This is a genomic window from Candidatus Desulfofervidus auxilii, assembly GCF_001577525.1.
In the GTDB taxonomy this organism is placed as follows: domain Bacteria; phylum Desulfobacterota; class Desulfofervidia; order Desulfofervidales; family Desulfofervidaceae; genus Desulfofervidus; species Desulfofervidus auxilii.
On the sequence record NZ_CP013015.1, the window covers coordinates 1,352,053 to 1,378,446 of the forward strand.

Consider the following 26,394-nt stretch of genomic DNA (forward strand, 5'->3'; position numbering starts at 1 on the left):
ATGAAAAAACGGGTGGTTGTTACAGGCATAGGTGTCCTTTCTCCCAATGGTATTGGTAAAGAGGTATTCTTTGAAGGTATGATTTCAGGCAAATCAGGGGTAAGAAAAGTAACTGATTTTGATGTATCTCCATTTCGCTCCCAGATAGCAGCTCAGATAACTGATTTTAATCCATATGCCTTTGGCCTTACCAAAGAAGAGGTAGAGAGGATGGACCGCTATGTGCAGTTTGCCATTGCGGGGACAGAGATGGCCATAGAAGATGCCAAGCTTTTTTTAGATAAAGAACAAAAGGATAGAGTGGGTGTTTGTTTAGCCAACGCCATCTGTGGCACAAAATATATGGAAGAAGAGTTCGTTAGGGTAACAAATGGGGGAAAGGAACCAATTGATCCTAGAAAAGCAAGACCTTATCTCTATGATGCCTCTATGTTTAATACCCCTTCTAGTGAAATAAGCGCACGCTATCAACTAAAAGGTATTTGCACCACTGTTTCCACTGGTTGCACCGCTGGCACAGATGCGGTGGGTTTTGCTTATGAAGCTATCCAAAATGGTGAGGCAGACATTATGATTACCGGTGCATCTGAAGCACCTCTTTGTCCTATCACCTTTGCTGCCTTTGATGTCTTGAAGGTCATTTCTTCTAGAAATGAAGAACCTGAGAAGGCATCAAGACCCTTTGATAAAGAAAGAGATGGATTTGTGCTTTCCGAAGGTTGTGGCATTTTAATATTAGAAGAATTAAACCATGCCTTAAAGAGAGGTGCTCATATCTATTGTGAAATCACTGGTTTTGGCACCTGTTGTAATGCCTATCATATGACAGATCTGCCAGCAGATGGCGAAAGCATGGTGGCATCTATAAATTTTGCCTTAAAGGATGCACAATTACCGCCTGTATCAATAGGCTATATAAACGCCCATGGCAGCTCCACCAAACAAAATGATATATTTGAAACCAATGCCTATAAAAAAGTCTTTGGTAATAAAGCCTATGATATCCCTATCAGTTCTCTCAAGTCTATGATTGGTCATCCTTTAGCTGCTGCCAACAGCATAGAACTGGTAGCCAGTGTTTTAATCTTTGAAAGAGATATTTTGCCACCTACCATAAATCAAGAAGTATCTGACCCAGTGTGTGATTTGGACTATATTGCCAATAAGGCAAGGGAAAAACGAGTTGATCACATCCTTAAAACCAGTAGTGGTTTTGCCGGTGTTCATTCCTCTATGATATTGAGTAGGTGGAATTCACCATGAAAAACATAGCTGTTACTGGAATAGGAATAGTTGCCTCTCCTGGGGTGTCTAAAGAAGAATTCTGGCAAAATATCAAAGCAGGGAAGTCTTTTATTTCCCCTATTACTAGGTTTGATGCCTCAAGATACCTTTCCCAAGTAGCAGGTCAAATCGAAAATCTAAACACAAATCATCTTCCTCGCCGCCTTTTAAAAAAGATGGATAGATTTTCGGTGATGGCCTTAACAGCTACTGAGGAGGCCTTAAAAGACGCCTTTTTAGATTTGACCCAGGAAGATCCCTATAAGATAGGTATTTTTACAGGAAATGCACTAGGAGGATGGCTCTATGCAGAGACAGAACTCCGTGATCTCTATGTAGAAGGCAGAGAAGGGGTGAGTCCATATCTGGCCAGTGCCTGGTTCCCAGCCGCCCCTCAGGGTCAGATTTCTATTTATTACGGCATAAAGGGATATAGCAAAACAGTAGTGGCAGACAAGGCCAGCGCTTTAATGGCCATTGGCTATGCAGCTCAAGTAATTGGACACAAAAAAATAGATGTTGCTTTAGCTGGGGGTACTGAGGCTCCAGTCACTCCTTATGCCCTGCTTTGCTGCAGCACAGAGGGTTCTATTTCAAGAGGGCCTTATCGACCTTTTGATAAAGAAAGAAATGGGTTTGTTATTGGTGAAGGGGCAGGGATTTTGGTTTTAGAAGATGTAGAACATGCCTTAAAAAGAGGGACAAATATCTATGGATTCATTAAAGGCTATGGAAGCTTTTGTGATGGTGTGGATCGCATCATGCCCGATCCAAATGGAAAGGGATTGGCCAAGGCAATAAAGGCTGCTTTAGATACGGCTGGTTATGAACCTGAAGAGATTGATTATATATGTGCTGATGGAGTAGGAACAAAATGGGGAGATATCAGTGAGACCAGGGCTATAAAAGAGGTATTTGGTAGCTACGCCAAAAAGATACCGGTGAGTGCACCAAAGTCCATGTTTGGGCATCTGCTGGGAGCTTCTGGTGCAGTTGACCTCATTATTACCTTTTTGGCCATGCAAGATGGCGTTATTCCTCCAACCATAAATTATCAAACACAAGACCCTGAATGTGATTTAGATTATGTGCCAAATAAATGCAGGCTAAAAGAGGTTAAGAAGGCCCTTGTTATCTCTCGTGGCCGAGGGGGCATAAATGCCGTTTTGGCGGTAGAAAGGAGGTGAAACAATGGAAAATATTGAAAAAAGAATAAAGGAATTATTTGTTAAACTATTTGATATGAAACCAGAAGAGGTAACTTTAAAAGCAAATCTGAATGATGATTTGGGGATGGATTCAACTGAGATGGTGGAATTGATAGTGGCCTTAGAAAAGGAATTCAAGATTGGGATTGAAGATGGTGAGATTACCAATAAACATTGTGTAAGTGATGTGGTAAGGATTGTAGAAGATAAGCTTAAGCAATGAGGATTATAGACTTAAGTCTCCCTATAGATGACAATGTTTTTGAACCCATTCCCGTAGAGATAAAAAGATGGGAACATAAAAGGGGTGGGGATTGGTTTGGTTTAAGGTGGGCTTTCTCAAAGAGGATGAGGGGAATTTTAAATTATATTACAGGAAGGGAGAGAATCACACACCGCTCCTTTAAAGATGGAAACTTTTTGGCCCTAGAACAAGTCAAGGCCACGGTGCACACAGGCACCCATCTTGATGCCCCACATCATTTTGGACCTTGTTCTCAAGGGAAAAGGGCAAAGAAAATAGAAGAAATCCCTTTAGAGTGGTGTTATAGCAACGCTGTGGTCTTAGAAGTTTCTCATAAAAGACCAGGAGAGTTTATTACCAAAGAAGATATACAAGAGGCACTTAAAAAAATAAAATACCAGATAAAACCATTTGATATTGTACTCATCCGTACTGGGGCAGATAGATTCTGGGGGACAAAGAAATACTTTTCCCATTTTCCAGGAATGAGTGAAGAGGCAGTGGCTTATATTGTGGGGTTTAAGGTAAAGATTATTGGGATTGATACCTTTAGTTTTGACCGTCCCTTTCCCGCTATGATTAAAGATTTTTTTAAGACAAAGGACAATAGCTATCTCTGGCCTGCCCATTTTTATGGGAGAAAAAAGGAGTATTGCCATATAGAAAGGCTGACCAATCTGGATAAAATTCCCAAACCTTATGGATTTAAAGTGGCTTGCTTTCCCATAAAGATAAAAAATGCAAGTGCGGCCTGGATAAGGGCGGTAGCCATTATTGAATAAAAGGAGGAAAAAAATGGGACACACAGTAAATTCTATTTTAATCGAGGCACCTTATGATTTGGTGTTTGACATTTCAAACGATATTGAAAGGTGGACAGAGCTATTTGGGGGCGAATATAAAGAGGCAAAGATATTAAACAGAGAAGGAAATAAGATAACATTTCAATTAACTACTAATGAAGGCATGTCTTGGCAATCCTTTCGCCTTCTATTTAAGGATTATTACTTTACTTATGCCCAAAGGGTAGAACCCATGTTCCCTTTTAAATACATGAAGATCATTTGGCTTTATACTCCTTTACCTGAGGGAATACTTATGACCTGGATTCAGGATTTTTCTATGGCAGAAGAGGCAAAATTTACAGATGAGCAGGTGGAAGGTTTTATCAATAAACACTCCAGAGAAAACTTAAAGATATTTAAAGAAGTAATAGAAAAAGAGGCAAAGAAATGAATGAATTAAATGGGAAAACGGCCATTATTACAGGAGCCAGTGGTGGAATTGGTAAGGCCATCGCAAAGGCATTGGCCAGAGAAGAGATGAATCTGGTCATTGCTGCCCGTGGGAAAGAAGTGCTTGAGGAAACAGCAAAGGAATTTACTTTAAAATATAAAGTAAAAGTACTGCCTGTGCCCTGTGATGTAACAAAACAGGCTGATTTAGAAAATTTAGTAAATATTGCAATTAAAGAGTTTAAAAAAATAGATGCCTTAATCAATAGTGCCGGTATCAGCAGTCAATATCCCTTTCAAGAACAACCATTAGAAGACATCCCAAGGCTTGTGTATACCAATTATTTTGGCCCGGTAATGCTTACACGTTTAATCATTAATCACTTTATAGAGAATAAAGGTGGGGCCATTATAAACATTGTTTCTGGCTCCACCTTAGTAGATCCCCCACCAAGGAACTTTATTGTCTATACCTCGCTTAAACAGGCATTAAGGGCTTTTGGAAAGGGACTTTTTTGGGAATTGAGAGATTTTGGCATAAAGGTAACCTCTATCATGCCTGGGGTCACAGATACAGCCTTAACCCATAAGTTAAAAAACATTTCTGTAGATAAATCACGTCTTATGGGCACAAAGGCCATAGAGGATGCCATAAGGTTTGCCCTTACTGTGCCACCAAATGTCTGTCCTCTGGAGATTTCAGTGATTAATCAACGTACACCTTGGACGAGACCTGTCATTCCATATAAGCAGGAGCATCCTCAAAAATGATCTTTGATGCCCACACCCACTGGTTACCCAAAAAGATCATTGAAAATGCCCACTTTTTCTCTCCTGTTTGGGGAGATATTAAAAGACAGCTAGAGGTAATGGATAAACTTAAAGTTGATAAAGCACTGCTTGTTTATCCTACTACTGACGCTCACAAAAGGATGGAATCAAAAGAAGTTGTGAGGATTTATAACAATTCCATTGCTGAAATCATAAATAAATACCCCCAAAGATTTGTGGGAACAGCTATCTTACCCATAGATGATGCAAAAGCAATGGTGAAGGAATTTGAAGACATTAAAAAAATGGGATTTAAGGCTATTTCTCTAGCCACAAGCTTTGAAGGTATCTATTTAGACCATGAAAGATTTTATCCTCTTTATGAAAAAGCAGAAATATCAAATATGCCTATTTTTGTTCATCCTCAAATTATAGCACCTATAGGTTATGAAAGAGTAAAAGACCCCTTGCTTACTCCTGTAATTGAATTTGTGTTTGATACCACAATGTGTATTGGGAAATTGATAGGAGCAGGCATATTCAATAAATTTGAAAATCTAAAATTTATCTTTGCCCATTTAGGAGGGGTAATGCCCTTTATCAAAGAGAGATTTGATAGTATATATAAAATGCTTAGGAAGAGAAATATAGTTAAAGACCTCTTTGCTATGCCTAGTGAATGTTTAAAACAGATATATGTAGATACAAGTGGAGCTACATCTCATTCTGCTCTTATGTGCACCATCGAAATGGTAGGAGCAGACCATATTTTATGGGGGAGCGATTACCCAGGCAATCCTGATATACCTAATTCAATTAAGGCCATAGAGGAGTTAAAGATCTCTGAAGAAGAAAAGAAAAAGATACTCGGTGAAAATATAGAAAGATTGTTAAAATGAAGAAACAGAGAGAACTTAGCTAGAATAAACTCTTACAAAATTGTTATAAAATTGTCAATCCCTTACTTACTCCCCAAGCAATAAATGCAGCCAGGGCATGAACTTCTGAGCCTTTGTCTTAATATTCCAATATGGATTATAACCCAATTCGGCAAAGATAAACCAAGCCGTCGCCCCTATATGGAGCCTTGCATTGTATACCCAGTCAAATCCAGTAGTTACCCCATCATGAGAGGCTGCTACTAGACCTCTGCCATTTGCATTTTGGGCCTCTTTTTGCGCCTTTCTTAATTCTCTAAGATAAGTATTTGCCTTGGTCTCTTCCCCTATAATTTGATAGGCAATGACCATGTGTGCTGTGCCCTCAAACCATATCCCATCTTTGTCGTTGTTAAAATCAAAACCCTTAAAACCATCAGCCTCTACATAGCAATTATTTTCTGCCCATTCCATAGCTCTTTTATATTTATCACCAAGTGCCATTATTGCCCAGGCTTGTATATCAAGGGGAATGTTTGATTTGTTTATAGTAACCCCATCTTCTAAAGTACCTGTCCAGAAGTGCCCCTCTTTTTCATCCCACATGGATTCAACAAAGGCCTTGGCATATAAGGCCCTTTCTTTCCACTTTTCATCCCCTGTAAGCCTATACAATCTAGCAAATGCAACATAGACATCTATATTGTGCTCTGTAGATTTCCAGAGGATCTTTGTTTGCCCTTGAGGATTATTAGCTGTCTTCTCCCAGCCCTTATAGCCTCCGGTATAACCACCTTCCCCTCTAATATCTTTACAATTATTTTCTATCCATTCTCCAAGGATTATTGCTGAGTTTAAGTATTTTTCCTCTCTTGTCTTTTCATAAAAGGAGAGAAAAGCAATCATAGCCCAGGCAACATTACCAGTATAGGTGCTTACACAATATTCATCTTCATACCATTTATCTTCTTCTGTATCCCACCAGCCAGGCATCCTTACAGTAAATTCCTTTCCATGTGGCCTCCATCCAGGAAAAAGCTTTAGGTCTCCACCTTGATAGGCATTGCGGAGGCGGCCATCGGTAAAATATCTATCATGCCCTATAGCATAACAGATGGCATCCGCAATAAGTCTTGCACGCCTTAAATCATCTTCAGTCCCATTTGCCAAAAATGCCAAGAGCACTAAGGCATTATCGTATACATAGGCCGTATTCTTTAAAATAGGTTTATCGGTAGGCAATAGCTCATAACTTACAAGAAACCTTGGTTCATCTAGACGGCTTTTATCATAGCGGATATCGTCTAGATAAAAGATAATACTTTTGTTGTTGTTTTGAGGGGCATTTGTTACCCACCCAAACCCACCAATGACATAGCTTAAATCTAGACCAGTTAAATCTATTGTATATTGCTGCCAGTTTTTAGTTAAAGTCCTATAACACGGTGTTACCAATTTCCCACAAATAGTTACCTTAGGTGAAGAGTCTGGATAAGAAGCAATAGGATTACCACTAATTGGGTCCCTTCCTACTCCAAAGGCAAAAAATTCTACCCTTTCTCCACCATCCTTACCTCTAGCCCAAAAGGTAAGCTTTTTAGCACCAGTTAAATTAAAGCCTGCATCAGGATAATCACCCCAGTTAGCTTTAGGCTGAGTTTCCTCTCCCTCTAGTACTCCATTCATAAGATACCAACCGCCCCAGCTACCTCCAGTTCCATAAAACTTATTTTCTATACAGTCAGCACCACGGTAAGGGTCTTCTTTACAACCAGGTTTAATCTCTACATCTTCTCCCATCCTTGCCAGCATCACAAAATGATTACCTGCCGCTGATAGATCGGTATAAACATCAAAATTTCTATGATACCTATCCATAACATCATATAAATGCAGCTTTGCATCAAACTCTGGTTGGGCAAAACCTATTGAGCCTGCACACGCAATACTAATTACAAATAAAGTAACTACTATTATTCTAATCATGATTTTGTAATGACCCCCTCCAAGGTGGACATATTTTAGCCCATTTTAAGGTAGATGTCATTAAGCAGCCTCCCTGACAATAATTTTGATAAAACTTCTGCTCAAATTCAAGTGGGCTTAAATAACCCAAAGCCGAATGCACATATTCACGGTTATACTTTGCAATCCAATCTCTTATTACTTCTTTTGCTTCTGTTAAGCTTGTAAACTCATGCAGCCAAATAACTTCTTCCTTCTTGGGCTTACTTCTTGTAGGCCTTCTCTTGGCCTTGTATATCTTGCGCTCTACTAAAAGTCCGTTTTCTTTCATTAACTTATAAATCCGCTTCTGATTTACTTTAATACCTTCCCTACTATACCTTAACCAGGCCCTAACACGTCTATAGCCCCAAAAGGGATGTTCTCCTTTTATGGCCTTAATCCTTTGAACAAGCATCCTGTTAGTCTGATCAAATTTACCCCCTTTGGTTTTATTAATCTGCTTACCTTCTCCTTTTTGCTCTGACTTTTTAGATAACACATCATAGTATCTGCTCCGACTAATTCCTAAACTAAAACAGGCGTCTTTGATCGTAAAGCCTCCTTTTACTAGTTCCTTCACTGCTCCTACCTTATCCCGAATAACTCCTCGGTTTTTTTTAATACCTCAATCTGAACAGTCTGTTTGCCTATGATTCTCTGAAGCCTTTTAATTTCTGCCTTGAGCATGGCTTCCTTTTTAGATGGAACACCATAAGCTAGGGCATTTTTGCCAGCTTCTAAAAACCTATCACGCCATTTGTAGTACTGAGACTGAGAAATTTGATGCTCTCTACAGATTTCAGCAACAGATTGCTCTCCTTTGAGTCCTGCCAATACAATGGCCATTTTTTCTTCTTCTGAAAGATACCTTTTTTTCATCTTTTCCCTCCTCTAGTAGAGTAATCTAATTATACCTCTACCTCCGGGCCGTGTCCTGCTCCCCTAGGGGAGCAGGACATTTGGGGTCTCCTTCTTGGTCCGTTATATATAAGTGGATGTTTTGTCCTTTCTTTTCCCATTCTGGTTGTGTAAGTATTATCACACCTATACAGGCTGTTGAAAAACTCAGATGCATATTACCTTTACCCAACCTGTTCCCTAGTTTAGCACGCCGCTTCGCTTGCTGTCAAAGCTGCTCCGTTTCACTTCGCACCCTTTGGGCTTACGGCTTTGACAGCGCTGCGCAGCGTGCTCTTGAAAAATTAAGGTTGGTGAGAAAGAAAAATATTTTATTCCTTTCGACTAACTCTACTTTTTAAAAAGCAGATTGCGGAGTGCCATCAAGACTGGCGAAAGCCACCCTGAAAGGGCTTGGTCTTGATGGCTTAACGGAGCAATCTGCTAAGCTATAAATAGGTTGGTGAAGTTAATCTTGAAGTATCACTGCCACCTAAAAGCTGAAACAACCAATACAAAGGTTATATTTGGTGAAGCTAAGGAGTATATGGGACTTCGTGTAGCTAAATTCAGGCGATTATGGAATGTAGATGAACAATTTTTACTCACAGCTACAGTCCAAAACATTAAAAGGATGGTGAAACTACTTCATAGAGGTAACAAAGAGGCCAGAGAGGCTATCCAGGGGATGGCAAATTTCTCTAATTATGTCATCAAATGGTTTAGGTTTATTATAATAGATTTTTCAAAAACACTCCTGTCTGCCCCAGGCAAGCCTGCGGATAATATTTTGCTCTTGTTAGTCCATGAACAGGTCTGAGAAAAAAATGATTTTTTCAACAGCCTGTTAATACTTAAAACTGTTTTTGGCATTAAAACATTTGGATTTTGACATTTGGATTTTTTAGACCATATTTAAACGTTTGTTCTTTTTGTTAAATTACTTATGGCCTGACTTTGACATGGCCCTGATGGCTAAACTGGAAAAATTTGGGAAGTAGATTCAAGAATCTAACATATTATCATTTGTCTCAATCTAGTTAAGTGATTAGGCCGCATATTTTAGAATATCCAGCTCTGAACCGCTCTCAACAGCATACTCTGCTTTTTCAAGAAGTTTTTTTGTAACTTCCTCAGATAAATAATATTCACCACAATTCTGACAAACTTCAGCTGGAACATTTTTAATGATAACTGTCGTTTCTCCTCTTGTGAGAGTAACCGTAACCGTTCCAAATTTTGTTTCTCCTTGTTTACAAATTACACATTTCATTTTTTCTCCTTGTTTTAAAATCATTTTCCCATAATTCAGGATCTGGTATGTAAACTGTTACTACAACACAAAGTTTAGCACCTTCATCAAAAGCTACTATTATGTGTAACGGTTGTATGCCCATCCAACTAAGATACACAACTCTGCCTGCCATGTTATATAACTTCCAGCGCCTGTCTGCCAACAGGCAGGAATGATCTTTATCTGGTGTTTTTCATACCCTTTAGGCAAAGTGTTTAAAGGACAAAACATTACCTTGCCTAAATTCATCCCCTCGTGTTAATTCCCATTGAAAATTGACCCCCCTTAGTTATTACTCGTAGCTCCCATTTTCTCCTTTGTTCTATAGCTAGGGCCATTAATGGCAATAATATGACTATGATGCAAAAGCCTGTCAAGTATCGCTCCTGTCTGCCGACAGGCAGGGAGGCAATTATATCATCACAAAATATTTCTCCCCATTCTTCAAAAGGTTTGTTTGAACCTCCGCACCCTTTGGGCTTACGGCTTTGACAGCGCTGCGCCGCGTGCTCCTGAAAAATTAAGGTTGGTGAGAAAGAAAAAAACTTTTTTCCTTTCAACCAACTCAGAGTAGTAGAGTAGGGTCAAACCTACAAAATACAGTTGACAAAGAAGGTATTCCTTATGATAACTCCCAAAATTCCTGATTGATTTTTGGACAAAGCCATTTTATAACACTTCCTCTAACTCCCTGTGTATCTCTTGACTTGGCTTTTATCCTTGGCTTATTTTTCAGAAAATATAAAAACAGCTATGATAGAATACAAAAAATTTGTAAGCCCTCAGGCAGGAACAAATATACTCCCAGAGATGGAAAAGAAACTTGGAGAATCAAATGAATTAAGAAAGGAAATAGATGAGATTATTAATTAGGCAATCTTTTGTTTCTGATTTAGTATCTTCTTCTCAAACTCAAAGGAATAAGATAACAGCGAGGTTAAATCTATCTTCTTAGAAGCATTCAAAATTTCAATTCCTACTATTTTATCCTCAGAGGTCGTATCTATATTAACACCCTCAGTGATTTCAATAACCCCCTCTGGTGATTCATCTCCAAGCTTCAAATACAATGCGTCTACTTCATCATCATAATAAACTTTCATTTCTTTCTTCCTTTTTTAAAAGGATAATTTGTAATCACTGTTATTATATCGTTTTCTACAGAAATAACAATCTTTAAGGGATATTTAAAACCTTCAACATCTTCTATAATTTCTTGATTACCTTGAGATAAATTCTTACCTTCTAAAATATTTTTAACCATCTCTTCTGAAATTTTATATAATTTTGCCCTTCTTCTTGCATGACGAGAAAATTTTATCTTCATAAGGTATAATCTTTATTAGTTTTTGTATAACGTTAAGGGTGAGCCGCCGAGGTTACGAAGTCGGCTCCACCCTCTTGTTATACGCCTTGGGCAGGTTTAACATTTTCGCTTGTGCGGCTTCTAATATCGAATCACGAATAAAGGAACTTGCTTCCAGAATCTCTATGCCGATTAGCTCGCCCTTTTCATTTAGTTCTATCGTAATATTTGGGCTTAACTCGACACTGCCTGCCTCTATTTCATCGGAAATGATTAGATGCAAGATATCCTCTTCTTTGAAATAGTTCATTTTTGGCTTATCCATGCCTAAACCTCCCCGCCTTGAGGCGGAAGTTTATTTGTTGTCGAGTTGTAGTATGAATAGTGATTGGCGTTACTTCATTACCCTTTTCCTCATACGGAATCAGAACCAGCCTATCATCATGCCTTTCCACTACGATCACACGTTGTGTTATTGTATCAAAATACCTCTCTGTGGAATACCGTATTATGTCTTCTATTTTGGCTATCTTAAATTGGCCCTGTACTTCATATAACTGGTCCAAGTAATGGAACATTTCTCCGCGCTGTTCAAATCGACCTCCAGGTGTCATCCTCAATACTTCAGTCCAGTAGGTATAACTATATAATTCTAATGCCTAAAAGCATATTACTATCCCTCATAATCTCTGTCAATGAAAACCCTTAATCAATCTATCTTTTTCTTTCTTAAAATTTGTCAAAGATTGTCCTGGCCCTTTTAACTTCCTGAAGGCTTCAGCGGACAGCAACACCCCGGTTGCGTAAGTAGTCCTTCAAGTCACCAATTTTAATGATCCCAAAATGGAACACAGACGCGGCAAGTAAGATTGTAGCACCTGCTTCAACTGCCTGATAGAAATGATCCAATTTCCCTGCGCCACCGGAGGCCACCACATCGGCCGAAACCGCTTCCTTAATCGCTTTGATCAGCGGCAGATCATAACCGGTCTGCACGCCGTCAGCCGCTTTGCTTGTAGGCAGAATAACCGGAACACCGTATCCGTCAACGCGCTTTGCCCATTCGATCGCATCTGCACCAGTGGCTGTGCGTCCTCCATCAATATATACTTCATAGCCTGAGGGCATGGCTGGGTTCTGATCTACGTCGATGGCCACCGTCACCTTCTCGGCCCCCAGCGCTTTAACCATTTCTTCGACCAGCTCAGGCTTCCGAAAGGCGGCACTGCTGATGGATACCTTGTTTGCTCCCGCGTTTAGCACTAACTCGGCCGATTTAACATCAGATATACCGCCGCCAACGGTGAATGGCACAGTTGTGACTTCGGCGACGCGTTTAACTACGTCGAGCATGGTGGTCCTACCTTCCACCGTGGCTGTAATATCCAGTAGCGCCAGTTCGTCTGCACCAGACTCACAATAAGCTCGTGCGCATTCAACCGGATCACCAGCGTCTCGTATGTCCACGAAATGGACGCCCTTGACAACGCGTCCGTTCTGCATGTCCAGGCACGGCATGATTTTAATTACTTGATCCAATGTTTCCCTCCTGTTTACTTTGTTTTATAGATCCATCCTTTTTCTTCACTATCTATTAAAAACATGTCATTATCTGTGCCTCACCGGCCATCGATAATTTTCATCACATACCCCAACTCCACCTTGGTCTATGTACCCCAACTATATATTCTACTGCCTAAAAGCATATTACTATCCCTCATAATCTCTGTCAATGAAAACCCTTAATCAATCTATCTTTTGTTCTTAGGCAGTATAATATTTCATATATTTAAAATGAATGTGTATTAGAAAATTTGAAAATTTAAAGTTTATCTTTGCCCATTTAGGAGGAGTAATGCCCTTTATCAAATAGAGATTTGATAGTATATATAAAATGCTTAGGAAGAGAAATATAGTTAAAATATAAAAAGACCATTTAAAATGAAGAAACAGAGAGTAGTCATAATTGGTGCAGGTTTAAGTGGTTTAGCTGCTGCCGCTTTTCTTTCAAAAGCAGGTTTTCAAACAAAAATCTTTGAAAGAACCGCTTATATAGGCGGGAGATGTCGGAGTGTTTTATATGGAAACTCGGAATTTGGGAAATACCCATTTGATGTAGGCCCCATATTCTCAGGCCTTAATGTTGTTAAACTTATTAAAGAGAGACTAAAGGAGGAGATTGCCTTTAAAATAGCTCCTGTTAAAATTCATATATTTTGTAAGGGAAAGTGTCCTATAACTATACCGCCTACCTTTAGTGAGCTCAGAAAAACCGGGCTTTCCATATTTGAAACAATATCCTTGAGTTATAGATTATGGAGACAAAAACAATTTGATGCCTATTCATACATGAGTTCCCATCATGATATTGCTTGTTTTCTTACAAAAAATCAATTTATGCGAAATATATTTAATATGAGGGCCGCTCTCTTTCATGGATGTCTGCCTGACGATATGCCAGGTTATACATTCAATCCTAAAGGGTATGGCAGGCCTTTCTATCCCCTCGGAGGGATGCAAAATATACCAGATACCCTTTTAAATATCATAAAAAAATATGATGGGCAGATATACACCACTGCCCCTGTGGGTAAGATTTTAATAAAAAATAATAAGGCATTTGGGGTGTCGGTTCATGGAGAATCTGTTAGGGCTGATTTTATTATAAGTAGTGTAAGCATTGTTCAGACAGTATTAAAGCTTTGTAAAGATACAAAATTTAATTCTATATTTCTCAATCAAATTAAATCATATAAGCAAGGTTTACAGGCCTCAATGGTTTTTATGATTGTTGATAAAGCTAAAATCAATGTAGAAGATGGTAATGTGTTATATGTTTACTTGCCACCATATGACTTAAATAAAACCATGCACCAGCTTTTTAAGGGCATCTATCCAGATGAACCACCATTTGGGGTATTTTTAACTAGGGGTAATAAAGCATTTAGACCAGCAACACTTTTATTTTATACCCCCAAAGGGGAGACAAATAAACAACGCCTGATTCAAGAAGCTGAACGTCTGGTTGAAAAAGCTGCTCTGTTTATCCCGAAGTTTACCAGCAGCATTCTTTGGAAAAAGACCGTTACTTCACTGGATTATCCACATGAGATAGGATTTAAAAGCTGTGTCTTACCAGTGGCAGAAAGCAAGGGTTATAAAAAAATGCCATTTAAATTACCTGTAAAAAATCTATTTAATGTAGGCTCTTCTGTCTTACCTGCTGGTGGAGGAACAGTGCAAGCGGTAAAATCGGGCTTAGAGTGTGCTGAGTTTATTTGCTCTTTAAGCCGAGAATGAGCATAGGTGACCCCTTACTGATACCTTGCACCCTCGGGTGTATGACAATTTTACACTACGATTAAAGTCATTGAACATCCCCCGAAATTTAGGCGTTAATCTTTAAATCCAAATTTCAAAATCCAAATATCAATTGAAATCCAAATGTCTTAATGCCAAAACATTAAATCAGTGAGTAGTGAAATAGTGAGGGAATGAAATAGCCAAATGTAGTGGAATTGGGGTCTATAATTAAAAGTGAGAGTAAAAAATAGGGAATGAAATTAAGAAGCCTTCTTTATGTGATATAAATGATAAATGGCTAGGGGAACATTTGTGGCTAACGGGGTCAGTCAATAATGTTGAATTATTGTGACTCGGTTTGAATTGCCGGATGTTCTCCTGCCAATACCCTGTCTAATGGAAAGGTGCCTTTAAGTGGCTATTATAGACGGGATAAAGGTATTGGCAGAGCCATAAAATATCAAACATAAAGGAGGGTGAGGCGTGAAAAGGTTATCTGGAGGAATCGATATTGGCAGTGATAATCATCACATAATTATCATGGATGATGAAGAACAGATTTTGTATGACCAGAAGATAGCACACAAATTCAGTGAATTTTATAAGGCAGTTAGAGAATTTAGAGAGATTGAGAAAAGAGAAGGTGGGATAATATCATTTGCAATTGAAGGAAAGAATGGATACGGAGCACCATTTGATCGGATACTTATAGAGAGCGGATTCACCTTATACAATGTAGATAATTTAAAATTAAAACAATTTCGGAATGTATTTGGGGCAGAATGGCGTAACGATAAAAGGGACGCAAAAATGTTAGCAAAAATGCTGAAATTAAGAGATTATTTAGACGCTGAAAATGAAAAGGCATTCATTGCGGTAGAGAAGGCAACAAAAATCAATGAAAAGTTAAAGATTCTGTCTCGGCATCAACAAACCCTGATAGATGAGAAGATAAGGTTGCAAAACAGGCTTCGAAAAAGGCTATTAGAAGTATGTCCTGAGATATTAGAGATTGGTGATACAGACAGCAAGAAGATGTTGAGGCTTCTGGTAAGGTATCCTGATTTTTCGAGATATAAGGGACTTACTATGGGAGCTTTACTTAAAATAAAGATGATTGGNAAAAAACAGGCCTCTTTAATGTTAGAAAGTCTTCGCAACACAAAATACGTCGAAGAACTGGCAGATATATACAAAACGATTATATCATCTCATTCTCGGCGTATTTTAGAACTAAAAGAGGAGATTGAGATGTTGGATAAGAAGCTGGAAAAGCTAGGAGAAAAGAGTTCTGAGGTCAAGCGTTTAAAAAGTATCTCAGGAGTAGGAACAAAGCTTTCAAGCAGATTGGTCGGAGAAATTGGAGATATCAANAGATTTAAAAACGAGAGGCAACTTGCGATCTATTGTGGTGTAGCCTGTATAGATGATGAGTCTGGTAAACACAAAAGGACAAGAGTTGTATATAAGGCTAATAAGATATGTAAAGCAACTATGATTGAAATTGCGGGCTGCACAATTCGGTATGTTTCAGAATCCGCTACTTACTATGCTAAAAAACGGACTGAAGGGAAAGAGCATAACCATGCCTTGCGCTGCCTTGCTAGACAATTGATAAAAGTTATTTTTAAGATGTTAAAAGAAGATCGAGACTATATCTTAAAGGAGGAAATGGAGAAGGCTGCTTAAAAAATATTTCCATTTTTTACTTGACTTTTTAAATGGAAAGTTCTAACCTACAAAATACAGTTAAGAAAATAGAAAACGGAAAACAGAAATTTCCAGTTCCAACGTGTTAACTTGCAACTTTTTAACTTGCAAACTTTCTAACTTACAACTTTGTAAACGTGCATAAAGAAGGAAAGGGAAACGGGAAACAGAAAATAGGAAATAGAAATTCCCAATTCCCAGTTCCTAATTCCCAATTCTAACGTGCTAACGTTCCAATTTGACAGGAGGCGATTTTGCATTTTTCAATTTGCATTCTGCATTGAGCCATTGCGCTTAACATTTGGATCTCCGTTAAAATTACTTTGACGAAGTCCTGGCCCTGTTAAAGTCAAAATTGAATTGAACTGTAAACTGTGTTAGGATAAAAAAATGCGTAAAATATTTATTTTTTTATTTTTATTATTTTTTTGGGGATGTAGTTACCATTTTAGTTTGGATAAAATAAAAAAAGAACCCAGAGCAATAAAAATCACAAAAATTTACATTGAGCCTTTCATAAATAGGACACCAGAGAGAAAGTTGGAAAATCTTTTGATAAATAAGTTGGTATATGAATGTAATACTGGAGAAATAGAGGTAGTAAGAAAAGAAAGAGCAGAGGCCTTCTTAACCGGGGAATTTACGGCCTATGAGGCTACAGGAATTGCCTTTACCAAGGGTGAATATACTGCCACTGGAAGGGTGAGAATAGCGGTTAAGGTAAGGTTAACAGACAAGAAAAAAAATAGGCTTTGGGAAGAGAGAGAATTGAGTGATCAGGAAGAATTTCAAATTACTACCAATCCTTCCCAAACCCAAGATAATAGAGAAAAGGCTATCTCTCGGATTATGCAAAGGATAGCCGAGCAAATTTACGAAGAATTAAGAGTAGCGGTTTTTTAGTCCTAAAATTAAATCTGTGAAACAAAAGAGTAGAAGAATCCTAGCTTAACAAGTCAAATGAGCAGCAAAAGCCACTTTTTTACCACTTTGAAGGAGTTCATTATAGATTTGAGCCGCCTTTTCTGTTTTGGCCTCAATGAGTTCTATTTTTTCCTGCTCCAATAATTTTCTTACTTGAGAACTTATCTTCATTACTCCATAGGCACCTGTGCCTACTACCAAAATCTCTGGTTTGGCCTCCAAGATGTCTTTAATATCTTCAGGAAATAAATTATGTCCTTCTTTTCTCCACCAATTTGGTTTTACCTCTTCATTTATTATTTTGACATCACTAGTATAATTCTTTCCATCAATCCTTATATTTCCAAATCTGTAATCCTCTATCATTTTACACCTCCCATTGAAAGTGAAAATACGCTGTTCTTAAAAAATTTATAAGCAAGGTTTATTATCTTCGCAAGAACTAATTGAGCTTAGAAAACTCCTTTTTGGCCTTAAAAGGGAAAAACAAAAATGAAGGGTATTAACCAAAAAATTATAAAGTTTATTAAACATTCCAAGAATTACGGATAGCGTCTCCAGTGACCAGGGACCCAAATTCCCCATCGATTAAAATGTCCAGGTACCCAAATACGATGCCATGGACGACACCTCCAGGGGTCAGGAACCCAAATCCCATAACTATCAATTTCCCAATGTACTGAAATGTGGGGACGAGGCACCCAAGGTCTATAGCAACAAACTCTACAAGAGGGAGGAGGAGAGCAGGCTTGGACGGTGCAGCTTATGGCAACCATCAGCAAGATAAAAAGCCACATCACTTGCCTTTTCATAGTTAACCCTCCCTATTTAGGATTTGTTCCTTTATTTAAATAGACGAGACTAATTACAAAAAAGTTTAAAATTTTTTGTAATTGATGTTTAATTGCTGATTATGGTAACTTTAACAAAAATTGGGAATAATCAAAATTTGTCTCTCTTAGTTCATTGAAAGATTTCCTGAAATTTAGCAGAGAAACGTAACCCAGCCTTTTATCGCAATTTCTCCATGGCTGTTTTTATCCTATTTAATGACTCTTCTATAACTTCTAGTGAGGTGGCAAACGAGAGACGAATGAAACCTTCTTTTCCAAAGGCAATACCAGGAACCACAGCCACCTTAGCTTCTTCTAATAAGTATTCAGCCAATTTAAGAGAGTTAGGGATTTTTGGAGAGAAATATGAAGAAAAATTAGGAAAGGCATAAAAGGCAGCTTCTGGTTCAAAACAGGTTACCCCAGGAATGGTTTTAAGGAAACTTGATAAATATTTTACTCGCTCCTTAAGAGCCTTTATCCATTGAAGAATGAACTCTTGAGGTCCATTTAAAGCAGCCAGAGCTGCCTTTTGGGCAATAGAACTGGGATTAGAAGTACTTTGGCTTTGGAGTCTAGTAGTTGCTTTGATAATATCTTGGGGTCCAATCAGAAAACCAATCCGCCAGCCGGTCATAGAATAAGTTTTAGAGACTGCATTTACAATCAATGTCTTCTTTTTTAGTTCGGGACTTAAAGTAGCAATAGATGTCCACTTGATGTTTTCTTTCAATAAAATTTTATGATAAACATCGTCTGAAATAATCCAGATAGGTTTATCTACCAGAATTTCAGCTAGGGCTTCTAGCTCTTTCTTAGTGTAAACACTACCAGTAGGGTTTGAGGGGCTGTTTAAAATAATGGCCTTGGTCCAAGGCCCCAGATGTTTCTTTAAAACTTCCGGCCTCAACTTAAATCCATCCTTTTCCTCAGTGTCCACAATAATCGGTTTACCTCCAGCAAGCATTACCATAGGGGGATAAGATACCCAATAGGGAGCAGGAATAATCACTTCATCACCTGGATTTAAGATTACTTGAAACAGATTATAAAGGGCGTGTTTACCTCCACAACAAATAATTGTTTCTTGTGGAGAATAATTTAATTTATATTCGGTTTCTATAAATTTGCAAACTGCCTCTTTTAATTCTAAGATACCATCTACTGGGGTGTATTTGGTAAAGCCATCTTTTACCGCTTGGATAGCAGCTTCTTTGATATATTGAGGGGTATCAAAATCAAGCTCACCGGCAGCTAAGGAGAATACATCTATACCTGATGCCCTCATAGTCTTAGCCTTTGCATTTATAGTCAATGTGGGCGAAGGGGGAATGGTTTTAATTCTTTCTGCTAGCATTTTGGCCTCCTATCTTGACACAGGTTTTAAGAAAAGGCTATCATATATCAAATTAATTTACCACTATATTATTAAATATGGAAGGTAGTATTGTTGAATATATAGAGGCCCGAAGGATAATTACTGCTTTTTGTCTTAGTCAAAAAGATGGGAAGGTGCATTTGTTGACTTCACAAAATCGTGAAGTGGTTTTAAATAAAACTAGAATTTGTCTTATTTCCAGACAAAAATACCCTTTAGACCAACCTAGAGAGGAAATTTTAAGCATTTTAAAAAAAGAAGTAGAACAACGAGAAAATCTAAAAAAAGAGATAGATGTGATGGCCTTGTGGGAACTTCTAGCCGAAGATGGTGGTTCTTACTCTCCTCATTTCCTAGCAGAGTTATATTTTTCATCTAACCCTTCTTCTACACAAGAAAGTGCTATTTTTAGGGCTCTGTTTGATGAAAATATACATTTCAAGCTGAAAGGAAATAAACTAGATGTGCGGTCAAAGGAAAAAGTAGATGAGTATTTAAGACAAAAGGCACAGCAAGAAGAAAGAGAAAAAGAGATAGAAGAGGCTGCTAATTGGTTGCAATCGTTATGGTTAGGTAAATCAATTCCCTCTCCAGCAAAAAGTAAACAATATATTCAACTTTTAAAAGAGTGGTGTTATTGGCAAGAAGAAGCACCCCAGGCTAAAATTACTAAACAAATCTTACAAAGAGCAGGATTGAATCTTAAAGACCATCCTTTTTTATTACTTTGTAAGTTAGGTATTTTCTCTAAACATGAGAACCTCCTTCTCCATCGTTTGAGTATACCTACTATGTTTTCAGAAGAGTCAAAGTTAGCAATGCAGAACTTGCTAGAAAATAAACCTGATTTCTCTGAAGGTAGAGAGGATTTAACTTCATTATATACTTTCACTATAGATGGACCGGAGACCAAAGATTTTGATGACGCCCTTTCATTAAATAAAGAAAATGGCAATTTTGTGGTAGGTATCCATATCACAGACCTAACACCATTTATTAAGAAAGATGATGTATTAGAAAAAGAAGCCCAAAGAAGGGGAACTAGCCTTTATTTACCAGACCAACGTATCCCTATGTTTCCTGAACAGATTGCAAACCAGTTTGCTAGTCTTAAAAAAGATAAAATCAGACCTGCTTTGAGTTTTTTTATTACTTTAAATGAAGATGCCCATATTTTAAACTATCAAATTTTACCTACTATTATTCAAGTAGATCAACACTTTACTTATGATGAAGTAAATAGCCTATTAACCAAGAATGAAACCTTACAGACCTTGTTCTCGTTAGCGTTAAAAGCTAGGGCAAAAAGACTGGAACAAGGAGGGATGATTATTGCTCTTCCAGAGTTAGTTTTTTTCTTTTCTTCAGACAATATAGTAGACATAAAACTGAGAAATCCCGAACAACCTGGACGGATCTTGGTAGCAGAATTTATGATTTTGGCTAACTACCTGGCAGCCATGTTTATGGAAAAAAAAGGGATACCTAGCATTTACCGCTCTCAGTTACCTCCCAGAGACCGAGTAATGAATGGAACCTCCAAAGATATTTTTATTCTTTACCTCCAGCGAAGACTTCTTAGTCAGTCTCAGCTAAAAACAAGACCTGCATTTCACCATGTGTTAGGTTTAGATAAATATACTAGTATTACCTCTCCCTTAAGGCGGTTTTTAGATTTAATTCTCCAAAGACAGATTGTCTATTATCTTCAGGAAGGTAAACCCCTTTATACAGAGGATGAATTATCCTCCTTTATTCCTTATTTTGAAGAGATAATCCACCGCACAAACATGATTTTTTCTCAACGAACAAGGTATTGGGTGCTAAATTACCTTAAAAAAAGAATTAAAACCACTGTAGAGGCTTATATTTTGGAAGAAACACAGCAAGGTTATAAGGTATTATTGCCCGACTACTTATTAGAAACAGTTTTACTTGGGCCCCGAGGCAAATTTAAGCAAGGTGATAAGATAAAGATTAGGATAGAGGCAGTCAATCCCCTTAAGGAATTGTTAAAAGTAGGTCTGGGATAAATGTCATTGAGTTTAGATAAATTGATAGAAAAAATAAAAAACCATCCCCATTATTCTGAAATAGGCATGATTGCTTGCCATTTAGGTCTAGTAAGGGGGACTTCTCGAAATGGCCAACCGGTAAAAAAACTGAGTGTTCAGGTAAATCATGAAAAACTTAAGGAAATTATTACCAATGTCAAAGAAATGCCAGGGATTATAGAAACTGTAGTAGAAACTAAACAAGGTGTCTTTACCGTAGGAGAAACAATTATGGCGATAGCAGTGGCAGGAGATATTAGGGAACATGTATTCCCTGCTCTAGAAAAAACGGTGAATCTTATAAAAACCAAAGCTATAACTAAGACAGAACAATATTACTAAGGAGGAAAAAATGGGAACTGATGTGGAACGCCTTCGCAATGTGGCCTTTATCGCTGCTGGAGGAGCAGGCAAAACTTCTTTAGCTGAGGCATTACTTTTTACTACTAAAGCCACAGAACGCTTGGGGAATGTAGATAAAGGAACTAGTGTCCTTGACTATGAACCAGAAGAGATAAAAAGACATATGACCATCACTGCTTCCTTTCACCATTATCAATGGAAAAACCACTGGGTAAATATCATAGACACTCCGGGGGATAACAATTTCCTTTCAGAGACAATTATTACTCTTCAAGGAGCTGATGGTGTTGTTTTGGTAGTAGATGGTGTGGATGGTGTGAAATTTCAAACCGAAAAAATTTTAAATCATATCCATCATTATCAGCTTCCTGCCCTTATTTTTATCTCTAAAATGGATAAAGAACACGCTTCCTTTGAAAAAACCCTTGAAGATATAGTCAATTCTTTAGATATAAAAGCAGTTCCTGTCTGTTTACCTATTGGGGAAGGAGAAAAATTTGAGGGAATTATCAATTTATTAACTATGGAAGCTTGGATTTATCAAAAAGACGGTTCTGGTAAATTTAGCAAAAAAGAGATTCCCAATGGGCTTAAAAATAAGGCAGAAGGATTTAGGGAAAAAATGATTGAATTCTTAGCAGAAACAAATGATGTCCTTTTAGAAAGATATTTAGAAGGAGAGGAAATAAAATCAGAAGACTGGTTTAATGCCTTACATGAAGGCACAGTGAAAAAAATGTTTATACCTGTAATTTGTGGTTCAGCTATCCTTAATATAGGCACTCATTTGGTATTGGATTTAATCAATCATTGTTTACCTTCCCCCTTAGAAAGAGGAGTAGTTAAAGGCTATCACCCTGAAACTAAACAAGAATTAAAAAGGAAACCTGATCCTAATGAGCCCTTTTCTGCCCTGGTTATAAAAACAATTTCTGACCCATTTGCTGGGCGCATTAATGTATTCCGTGTATATTCAGGCAAATTACATTCAGATACCCCAGTATTGAATACTACCAAAGGTTACAAGGAAAAAATAGGTCAACTATTTGCCTTGATGGGTAAAACCCAAAGACTACTTCAAGAAGTTAAAGCAGGTGATATTGCTGCTGTGGCTAAATTAAAAGAGACCCTCACTGGGGATACTCTTAGTGATATAAAGTCACCTATTATATTTGAAAGTACCAAATCATTACCTCCTATAATTTCGTTTGCTATTGAACCAAAGGCTAAAGGAGATGAAGAAAAAATCTTCTCTTCGTTAGTTAAATTATCCGAAGAAGACCCTGCTTTACATTTAGAACGAGACCCTCAAACCAAAGAACTCATTCTTTCTGGCACAGGCCAACTTCATATAGAAAATACTGTTGAGAAACTCAAACGTAAATACGGAGTGGAAGTAACCCTGAAAAGTCCAAAAATTCCTTACAAAGAAACTATTAAAGGGAAAGCAAAGGCTCAAGGAAAATATAAAAAACAAACAGGTGGCCGAGGCCAGTATGGAGATGCTTGGGTAGAAATTGAACCATTACCTAGAGGGAAAGGATTTGAATTTGTGGATAAAATAGTAGGTGGAGTAATTCCTCGCAATTACATCCCAGCAGTAGAGAAAGGAATTAAGGGAGCAATGACAGAAGGTATTTTAGCTGGCTATCCAGTAGTAGATGTGAGGGTTCATTTAGTAGATGGAAGTTATCACCCTGTGGACTCATCTGACCTTGCCTTTCAAATTGCTGGCTCTATGGCCTTTAAAAAGGCCTTTATGGAAGCAAAGCCCATCTTACTTGAACCTATTGTAAAGTTAACTATTACTGTCCCAGATGAACTTATGGGGGATGTTATTGGAGATATAAATGGGAGGCGAGGGAAGGTATTGGGTGTGGAAGCTAAATCCAAATACCAAATAATTACTGCTTTAGTGCCTATGGCAGAGGTGATAACTTATGCTTCTGATCTAACTTCTCTCACCGGAGGAAAGGCTTCTTTTACTCAAGAATTTTCTCATTATGAGGAGGTTCCCGCTCAGCTAGCGGAAAAAATAATTGAACAAGTGAAAAAGAAGTGAAATTGGATATGGTTGACAAATAAAAAAGGGTATAATATATCAGTGTGTTTTAATTAAGAAAGGAGACAAAAATGGGATTACAAGAATACCAAACAGTAATTATAGTGGACCCTGATCTTTCAGAAGAACAAATAGAAGAAGTATTTAGTAAAATGGAAACAACTATAAAGCAACATGATGGTATTCTTAAAGAAATAGAGAAATGGGGACTCAGGGATTTAGCATATAAAATAAATCATAAACAAAAAGGGTATTATGCCCTTTTGCATTATTATGGTAAATCTGATATTGTAGAAAAATTGGAGAGAAACATAAAAATGAATGATAAGATTATCAGGTTTCTGACTATAAAAGTTAGTCCAAAAGCAAGTCCGGTTTCCACTATGGAAGCTCAGGCAGAAGCAGGATGATAAAGTGGGAAAAGAAATTTTTAAAATTTTATTAAGGGCCTTTTCAGAAAACTGTTAGGAACCAAAAGGAGGAATTTTATGGTAACACCAAATCATAATCATAACAAACGGAGATTTTATATCAGACGGAAATTTTGTCGTTTTTGTGCTGACCCCAAATTAGAAATTTCTTATAAAAATGTAGATATATTAAGCCAATTTATAACAGATCGGGGTAAAATCATGCCCCGAAGGATTTCAGGCAATTGTGCTCGCCATCAGAGACAAATTACTATAGCTATCAAAAGAGCACGACATCTTGCTTTATTACCATATACTACTATTAAGGTTAGAAAATAGACAAAAAGGGAGGTAATATGAAAGTTATCCTAAAGGAAGATATTTCTTCTTTGGGTAAGATGGGGGATTTGATAAATGTAGCTAATGGTTATGCAAGAAATTACCTTATTCCTCAAAATAAGGCATTACCAGCTACTTATAAAAATCTAAAAGCATTAGAGCAACAACGTCAGTTACTATTACAAAAACGAGAGAGAGAAAAACACCGCGCTCAAAATTTAGCAGCCAAACTTGCTACTTTGACTTGTGAAATTCCTAAACAGGTAGGAGAAGAAGGAAAAATATTTGGTTCGGTAACTACTATGGATATTGCTCGGAGTTTAGAAGAAAAGGGAATTAAAATTGATAGGAAAAAGATAATACTTGAACAACCTATTAAACATACTGGGGAATATGAAGTCCCAGTTAAATTACATTCAGAAGTGCAAACTTTTTTGAAGATAAGAATAATTGAAGCTTAGATGAAGGCCTCTATATCTCCAAAAAAAACTGAACCTATCAAAATAGATGTTTTCCAAAAAACCTTGCCTCAAAATATGGAGGCAGAGCAAGCTGTTTTAGGTGGTATTCTTATTGATAATGAAGCCATTCATCAGGTTTTAGAAATTATTGAGGTTGAGGATTTTTATAAGGAAAGTCATCGCAAAATATTTCTGGTTTTTCTTGAATTATATGAACAAAATCAACCTATAGACCTAGTTACTGTTTGTGAATCCTTACAAAAAAAGGAACAATTGGAAGAAGTAGGTGGAGCAACATTTTTGGCCAGTTTAGTAGAGGTTATTCCTACTGCTTCAAACATTGCATATTATGCTAAAATTGTTAAGGAAAAATCTATTTTAAGAAAGCTTATTAACCGTGCTACCTACATTATTAACCAATGTGTGGCCCCTACTGATGAAAATATAGAGGAAATTTTAGATAAAGCAGAACAAAGCATATTTGAAATAAGCGAACAGAGAATTCAGACTTCTTATTATCCTTTAAAGGAACTCATCAAGTCTACTTTTCAAACCATCCAATCTATTACTCAAAAAGATAGTTATATCACTGGTATTCCCACAGGTTTTATTAACTTTGACCGTCTAACATCAGGGTTTCAACCTTCTGACTTAATCATCATTGCTGGACGCCCAAGTATGGGAAAAACTGCTTTTGCTCTTAATATTGCTACCAATGCAGCCACAAAATATAAAATTCCAGTAGCTATATTTTCATTAGAAATGTCCAAAGAGCAACTAACTACACGTATGCTCTGTGCCGAAGCTAAAGTAGATAGCCAGAAGTTACGCTCAGGTTTTTTGGCTGAACATGATTGGCAACTTCTAATTGAGGCGGCTTCGGTTTTATCTGAAGCCCCTATATTTATTGATGACACACCAGCTATTTCGGTACTAGAGTTAAGGGCAAAGGCAAGGCGTTTGAAATCAGAACACAATATCAACTTAATCATTATAGATTATCTGCAATTAATGAAAGGCAAAAGTGGAAATGAGAGAAGGGAACAAGAAATTTCTGAAATTTCGCGTTCTTTAAAAGCATTAGCCAAGGAACTTAATATACCAGTAGTAGCCTTATCTCAGCTCAACCGAAAGGTAGAAGACAGAGAAAATAAAAGGCCCCGTTTGGCTGATTTAAGGGAATCAGGAGCCATAGAGCAGGATGCCGATTTAATAGCCTTTCTTTATCGGGATGAGGTTTATAACCAGCGAGAAGACAATCCTAATAGGGGAATAGCTGAGATTATTATTGGTAAACATAGAAATGGCCCTGTAGGAAAAGTAAAGTTAGCATTTTTAGAGAAATTTACCTCCTTTGAAAATCTCCAGGAAAATTATGAAGAGGAAGGGGAAGCATTTCTTAGTGAGTAAGTTTAACTTCAATGGCTGTTCCA

30 protein-coding genes and 3 pseudogenes are annotated in these 26,394 nt (G+C 37.6%); 21 read left to right on the forward strand and 12 right to left on the reverse strand.

Annotated features, from left to right (window positions below):
- From HS1_RS06770 to HS1_RS06800, 7 genes are read left to right on the forward strand one after another with little or no spacing between them, the layout of a single operon-like run.
- Nucleotides 1–1,263, forward strand: coding sequence for a beta-ketoacyl-[acyl-carrier-protein] synthase family protein (locus tag HS1_RS06770; RefSeq protein ID WP_066062736.1), 1,263 nt, complete (start codon nt 1–3; stop codon nt 1,261–1,263).
- Nucleotides 1,260–2,471, forward strand: a complete 1,212-nt coding sequence (locus HS1_RS06775) for a beta-ketoacyl-[acyl-carrier-protein] synthase family protein (protein WP_066062739.1) — start codon at nt 1,260–1,262, stop codon at nt 2,469–2,471. The genes HS1_RS06770 and HS1_RS06775 overlap by 4 nt, the downstream gene beginning before the upstream one ends.
- 4 nt (nt 2,472–2,475) lie before the next feature.
- Nucleotides 2,476–2,715 carry an acyl carrier protein gene (locus tag HS1_RS06780; protein ID WP_066062742.1) on the forward strand — a complete coding sequence of 80 codons (240 nt, stop codon included), beginning with the start codon at nt 2,476–2,478 and terminating at the stop codon, nt 2,713–2,715.
- Nucleotides 2,712–3,518 (forward strand): cyclase family protein, encoded by an 807-nt coding sequence (locus HS1_RS06785; RefSeq protein ID WP_066062746.1) that lies wholly within the window; start codon nt 2,712–2,714, stop codon nt 3,516–3,518. The genes HS1_RS06780 and HS1_RS06785 overlap by 4 nt, the downstream gene beginning before the upstream one ends.
- 13 nt (nt 3,519–3,531) lie before the next feature.
- Nucleotides 3,532–3,972 (forward strand): SRPBCC family protein, encoded by a 441-nt coding sequence (locus HS1_RS06790; RefSeq protein WP_066062749.1) that lies wholly within the window; start codon nt 3,532–3,534, stop codon nt 3,970–3,972.
- Nucleotides 3,969–4,742: an SDR family oxidoreductase gene (locus tag HS1_RS06795; RefSeq protein ID WP_066062752.1), complete on the forward strand. Its 774-nt coding sequence runs from the start codon at nt 3,969–3,971 to the stop codon at nt 4,740–4,742. The genes HS1_RS06790 and HS1_RS06795 overlap by 4 nt, the downstream gene beginning before the upstream one ends.
- The gene (locus HS1_RS06800; RefSeq protein ID WP_066062755.1) at nt 4,739–5,641 is read left to right on the forward strand and encodes an amidohydrolase family protein; all 903 of its coding nucleotides are present in this window, start codon (nt 4,739–4,741) and stop codon (nt 5,639–5,641) included. The genes HS1_RS06795 and HS1_RS06800 overlap by 4 nt, the downstream gene beginning before the upstream one ends.
- A 66-nt stretch (nt 5,642–5,707) precedes the next feature.
- On the opposite strand, the gene HS1_RS06805 is transcribed toward HS1_RS06800, so the two are convergent.
- The 3 genes from HS1_RS06805 to HS1_RS13645 are packed head-to-tail and all read right to left on the reverse strand — an operon-like array spanning nt 5,708 to nt 8,506.
- On the reverse strand, nt 5,708–7,606 hold the full coding sequence (locus HS1_RS06805) for a hypothetical protein (protein WP_066062757.1): 1,899 nt from the start codon (nt 7,604–7,606) through the stop codon (nt 5,708–5,710).
- The gene (locus HS1_RS13640) at nt 7,599–8,207 is read right to left on the reverse strand and encodes an IS3 family transposase (RefSeq protein ID WP_066062760.1); all 609 of its coding nucleotides are present in this window, start codon (nt 8,205–8,207) and stop codon (nt 7,599–7,601) included. The genes HS1_RS06805 and HS1_RS13640 overlap by 8 nt, the downstream gene beginning before the upstream one ends.
- A 5-nt stretch (nt 8,208–8,212) precedes the next feature.
- Nucleotides 8,213–8,506, reverse strand: a complete 294-nt coding sequence (locus HS1_RS13645; RefSeq protein ID WP_066062763.1) for a transposase — start codon at nt 8,504–8,506, stop codon at nt 8,213–8,215.
- A 481-nt stretch (nt 8,507–8,987) separates the two neighbouring features.
- Here HS1_RS13645 and HS1_RS14010 point away from each other — a divergent pair, with 481 nt between their 5' ends.
- Nucleotides 8,988–9,344: a hypothetical protein gene (locus HS1_RS14010; RefSeq protein WP_156469413.1), complete on the forward strand. Its 357-nt coding sequence runs from the start codon at nt 8,988–8,990 to the stop codon at nt 9,342–9,344.
- Between the two features lie 228 nt (nt 9,345–9,572).
- On the opposite strand, the gene HS1_RS06825 is transcribed toward HS1_RS14010, so the two are convergent.
- The 3 genes and pseudogenes from HS1_RS06825 to HS1_RS14015 all read right to left on the reverse strand — a co-directional run.
- Nucleotides 9,573–9,797: a type II toxin-antitoxin system MqsA family antitoxin gene (locus tag HS1_RS06825; protein WP_066062770.1), complete on the reverse strand. Its 225-nt coding sequence runs from the start codon at nt 9,795–9,797 to the stop codon at nt 9,573–9,575.
- Nucleotides 9,798–9,896: 99 nt separating this feature from the next.
- Nucleotides 9,897–10,067 (reverse strand): hypothetical protein, encoded by a 171-nt coding sequence (locus HS1_RS13155; RefSeq protein WP_156469414.1) that lies wholly within the window; start codon nt 10,065–10,067, stop codon nt 9,897–9,899.
- Between the two features lie 36 nt (nt 10,068–10,103).
- Nucleotides 10,104–10,279, reverse strand: a pseudogene (locus tag HS1_RS14015) (ATP-binding protein); the annotation flags it as partial.
- Between the two features lie 232 nt (nt 10,280–10,511).
- On the opposite strand from HS1_RS14015, the gene HS1_RS06835 reads away from it, so the two are divergent.
- Nucleotides 10,512–10,691: a hypothetical protein gene (locus tag HS1_RS06835; RefSeq protein WP_066062775.1), complete on the forward strand. Its 180-nt coding sequence runs from the start codon at nt 10,512–10,514 to the stop codon at nt 10,689–10,691.
- Here the strand turns inward: HS1_RS06835 and HS1_RS06840 are convergent.
- The 4 genes from HS1_RS06840 to hisF all read right to left on the reverse strand — a co-directional run bounded on the left by HS1_RS06840 (nt 10,688) and on the right by hisF (nt 12,642).
- Entirely contained in the window at nt 10,688–10,921 is a 234-nt protein-coding gene (locus HS1_RS06840; protein WP_066062777.1) for a DUF2283 domain-containing protein, read from the reverse strand. The two genes, HS1_RS06835 and HS1_RS06840, sit on opposite strands and share 4 nt — an antisense overlap.
- Nucleotides 10,918–11,145: a DUF4258 domain-containing protein gene (locus tag HS1_RS06845; protein ID WP_066062780.1), complete on the reverse strand. Its 228-nt coding sequence runs from the start codon at nt 11,143–11,145 to the stop codon at nt 10,918–10,920. Before HS1_RS06845 ends, HS1_RS06840 begins: the two co-directional genes overlap by 4 nt.
- 52 nt (nt 11,146–11,197) lie before the next feature.
- Entirely contained in the window at nt 11,198–11,449 is a 252-nt protein-coding gene (locus tag HS1_RS06850) for a DUF2283 domain-containing protein (protein WP_066062783.1), read from the reverse strand.
- Between the two features lie 452 nt (nt 11,450–11,901).
- On the reverse strand, nt 11,902–12,642 hold the full coding sequence (hisF, locus tag HS1_RS06860; RefSeq protein ID WP_066066490.1) for an imidazole glycerol phosphate synthase subunit HisF: 741 nt from the start codon (nt 12,640–12,642) through the stop codon (nt 11,902–11,904).
- A gap of 423 nt (nt 12,643–13,065) precedes the next feature.
- Between hisF and HS1_RS06865 the strand changes: the two genes are divergently transcribed.
- The 5 genes and pseudogenes from HS1_RS06865 (at nt 13,066) to lptE (ending at nt 17,040) form a co-directional block, all read left to right on the forward strand.
- Nucleotides 13,066–14,424: a phytoene desaturase family protein gene (locus tag HS1_RS06865; protein ID WP_066062786.1), complete on the forward strand. Its 1,359-nt coding sequence runs from the start codon at nt 13,066–13,068 to the stop codon at nt 14,422–14,424.
- A gap of 486 nt (nt 14,425–14,910) precedes the next feature.
- Nucleotides 14,911–15,548 (forward strand): IS110 family transposase (locus tag HS1_RS14020; RefSeq protein ID WP_420886034.1); only part of this gene is annotated, 638 nt, incomplete at its 3' end.
- A 19-nt stretch (nt 15,549–15,567) separates the two neighbouring features.
- A pseudogene (locus tag HS1_RS14025) lies at nt 15,568–15,800 on the forward strand (hypothetical protein); the annotation flags it as partial.
- 1 nt (nt 15,801) lies between these two features.
- Nucleotides 15,802–16,116: pseudogene (locus HS1_RS14030) on the forward strand (transposase); the annotation flags it as partial.
- 411 nt (nt 16,117–16,527) lie between these two features.
- Nucleotides 16,528–17,040 (forward strand): LPS assembly lipoprotein LptE, encoded by a 513-nt coding sequence (gene lptE / locus HS1_RS06875; RefSeq protein WP_066062789.1) that lies wholly within the window; start codon nt 16,528–16,530, stop codon nt 17,038–17,040.
- 45 nt (nt 17,041–17,085) lie between these two features.
- Here the strand turns inward: lptE and HS1_RS06880 are convergent, their stop codons facing one another.
- Together HS1_RS06880 and HS1_RS06890 are read right to left on the reverse strand one after the other, a co-directional pair.
- Nucleotides 17,086–17,427 carry an Mth938-like domain-containing protein gene (locus HS1_RS06880; protein WP_066062792.1) on the reverse strand — a complete coding sequence of 114 codons (342 nt, stop codon included), beginning with the start codon at nt 17,425–17,427 and terminating at the stop codon, nt 17,086–17,088.
- A 645-nt stretch (nt 17,428–18,072) separates the two neighbouring features.
- Nucleotides 18,073–19,251: a pyridoxal phosphate-dependent aminotransferase gene (locus HS1_RS06890; RefSeq protein ID WP_066062797.1), complete on the reverse strand. Its 1,179-nt coding sequence runs from the start codon at nt 19,249–19,251 to the stop codon at nt 18,073–18,075.
- A 77-nt stretch (nt 19,252–19,328) separates the two neighbouring features.
- On the opposite strand from HS1_RS06890, the gene HS1_RS06895 reads away from it, so the two are divergent.
- The 7 genes from HS1_RS06895 (at nt 19,329) to dnaB (ending at nt 26,371) form a co-directional block, all read left to right on the forward strand.
- On the forward strand, nt 19,329–21,305 hold the full coding sequence (locus HS1_RS06895) for a ribonuclease catalytic domain-containing protein (RefSeq protein WP_066062800.1): 1,977 nt from the start codon (nt 19,329–19,331) through the stop codon (nt 21,303–21,305).
- Entirely contained in the window at nt 21,306–21,668 is a 363-nt protein-coding gene (locus tag HS1_RS06900) for a molybdenum cofactor biosynthesis protein MoaE (protein WP_066062803.1), read from the forward strand. It begins immediately after the preceding gene.
- Nucleotides 21,669–21,678: 10 nt separating this feature from the next.
- Complete coding sequence (gene fusA, locus HS1_RS06905; RefSeq protein ID WP_066062806.1) at nt 21,679–23,751, forward strand: elongation factor G; 2,073 nt, start codon at nt 21,679–21,681, stop codon at nt 23,749–23,751.
- Nucleotides 23,752–23,822: 71 nt separating this feature from the next.
- Nucleotides 23,823–24,161 carry a 30S ribosomal protein S6 gene (rpsF, locus tag HS1_RS06910; protein WP_066062809.1) on the forward strand — a complete coding sequence of 113 codons (339 nt, stop codon included), beginning with the start codon at nt 23,823–23,825 and terminating at the stop codon, nt 24,159–24,161.
- Between the two features lie 78 nt (nt 24,162–24,239).
- Complete coding sequence (gene rpsR, locus HS1_RS06915; RefSeq protein ID WP_066062813.1) at nt 24,240–24,500, forward strand: 30S ribosomal protein S18; 261 nt, start codon at nt 24,240–24,242, stop codon at nt 24,498–24,500.
- A 17-nt stretch (nt 24,501–24,517) separates the two neighbouring features.
- On the forward strand, nt 24,518–24,961 hold the full coding sequence (gene rplI / locus HS1_RS06920) for a 50S ribosomal protein L9 (protein ID WP_066062817.1): 444 nt from the start codon (nt 24,518–24,520) through the stop codon (nt 24,959–24,961).
- Nucleotides 24,962–26,371, forward strand: a complete 1,410-nt coding sequence (gene dnaB / locus HS1_RS06925; RefSeq protein WP_082757694.1) for a replicative DNA helicase — start codon at nt 24,962–24,964, stop codon at nt 26,369–26,371.
- Nucleotides 26,372–26,394 lie beyond the last annotated feature (23 nt).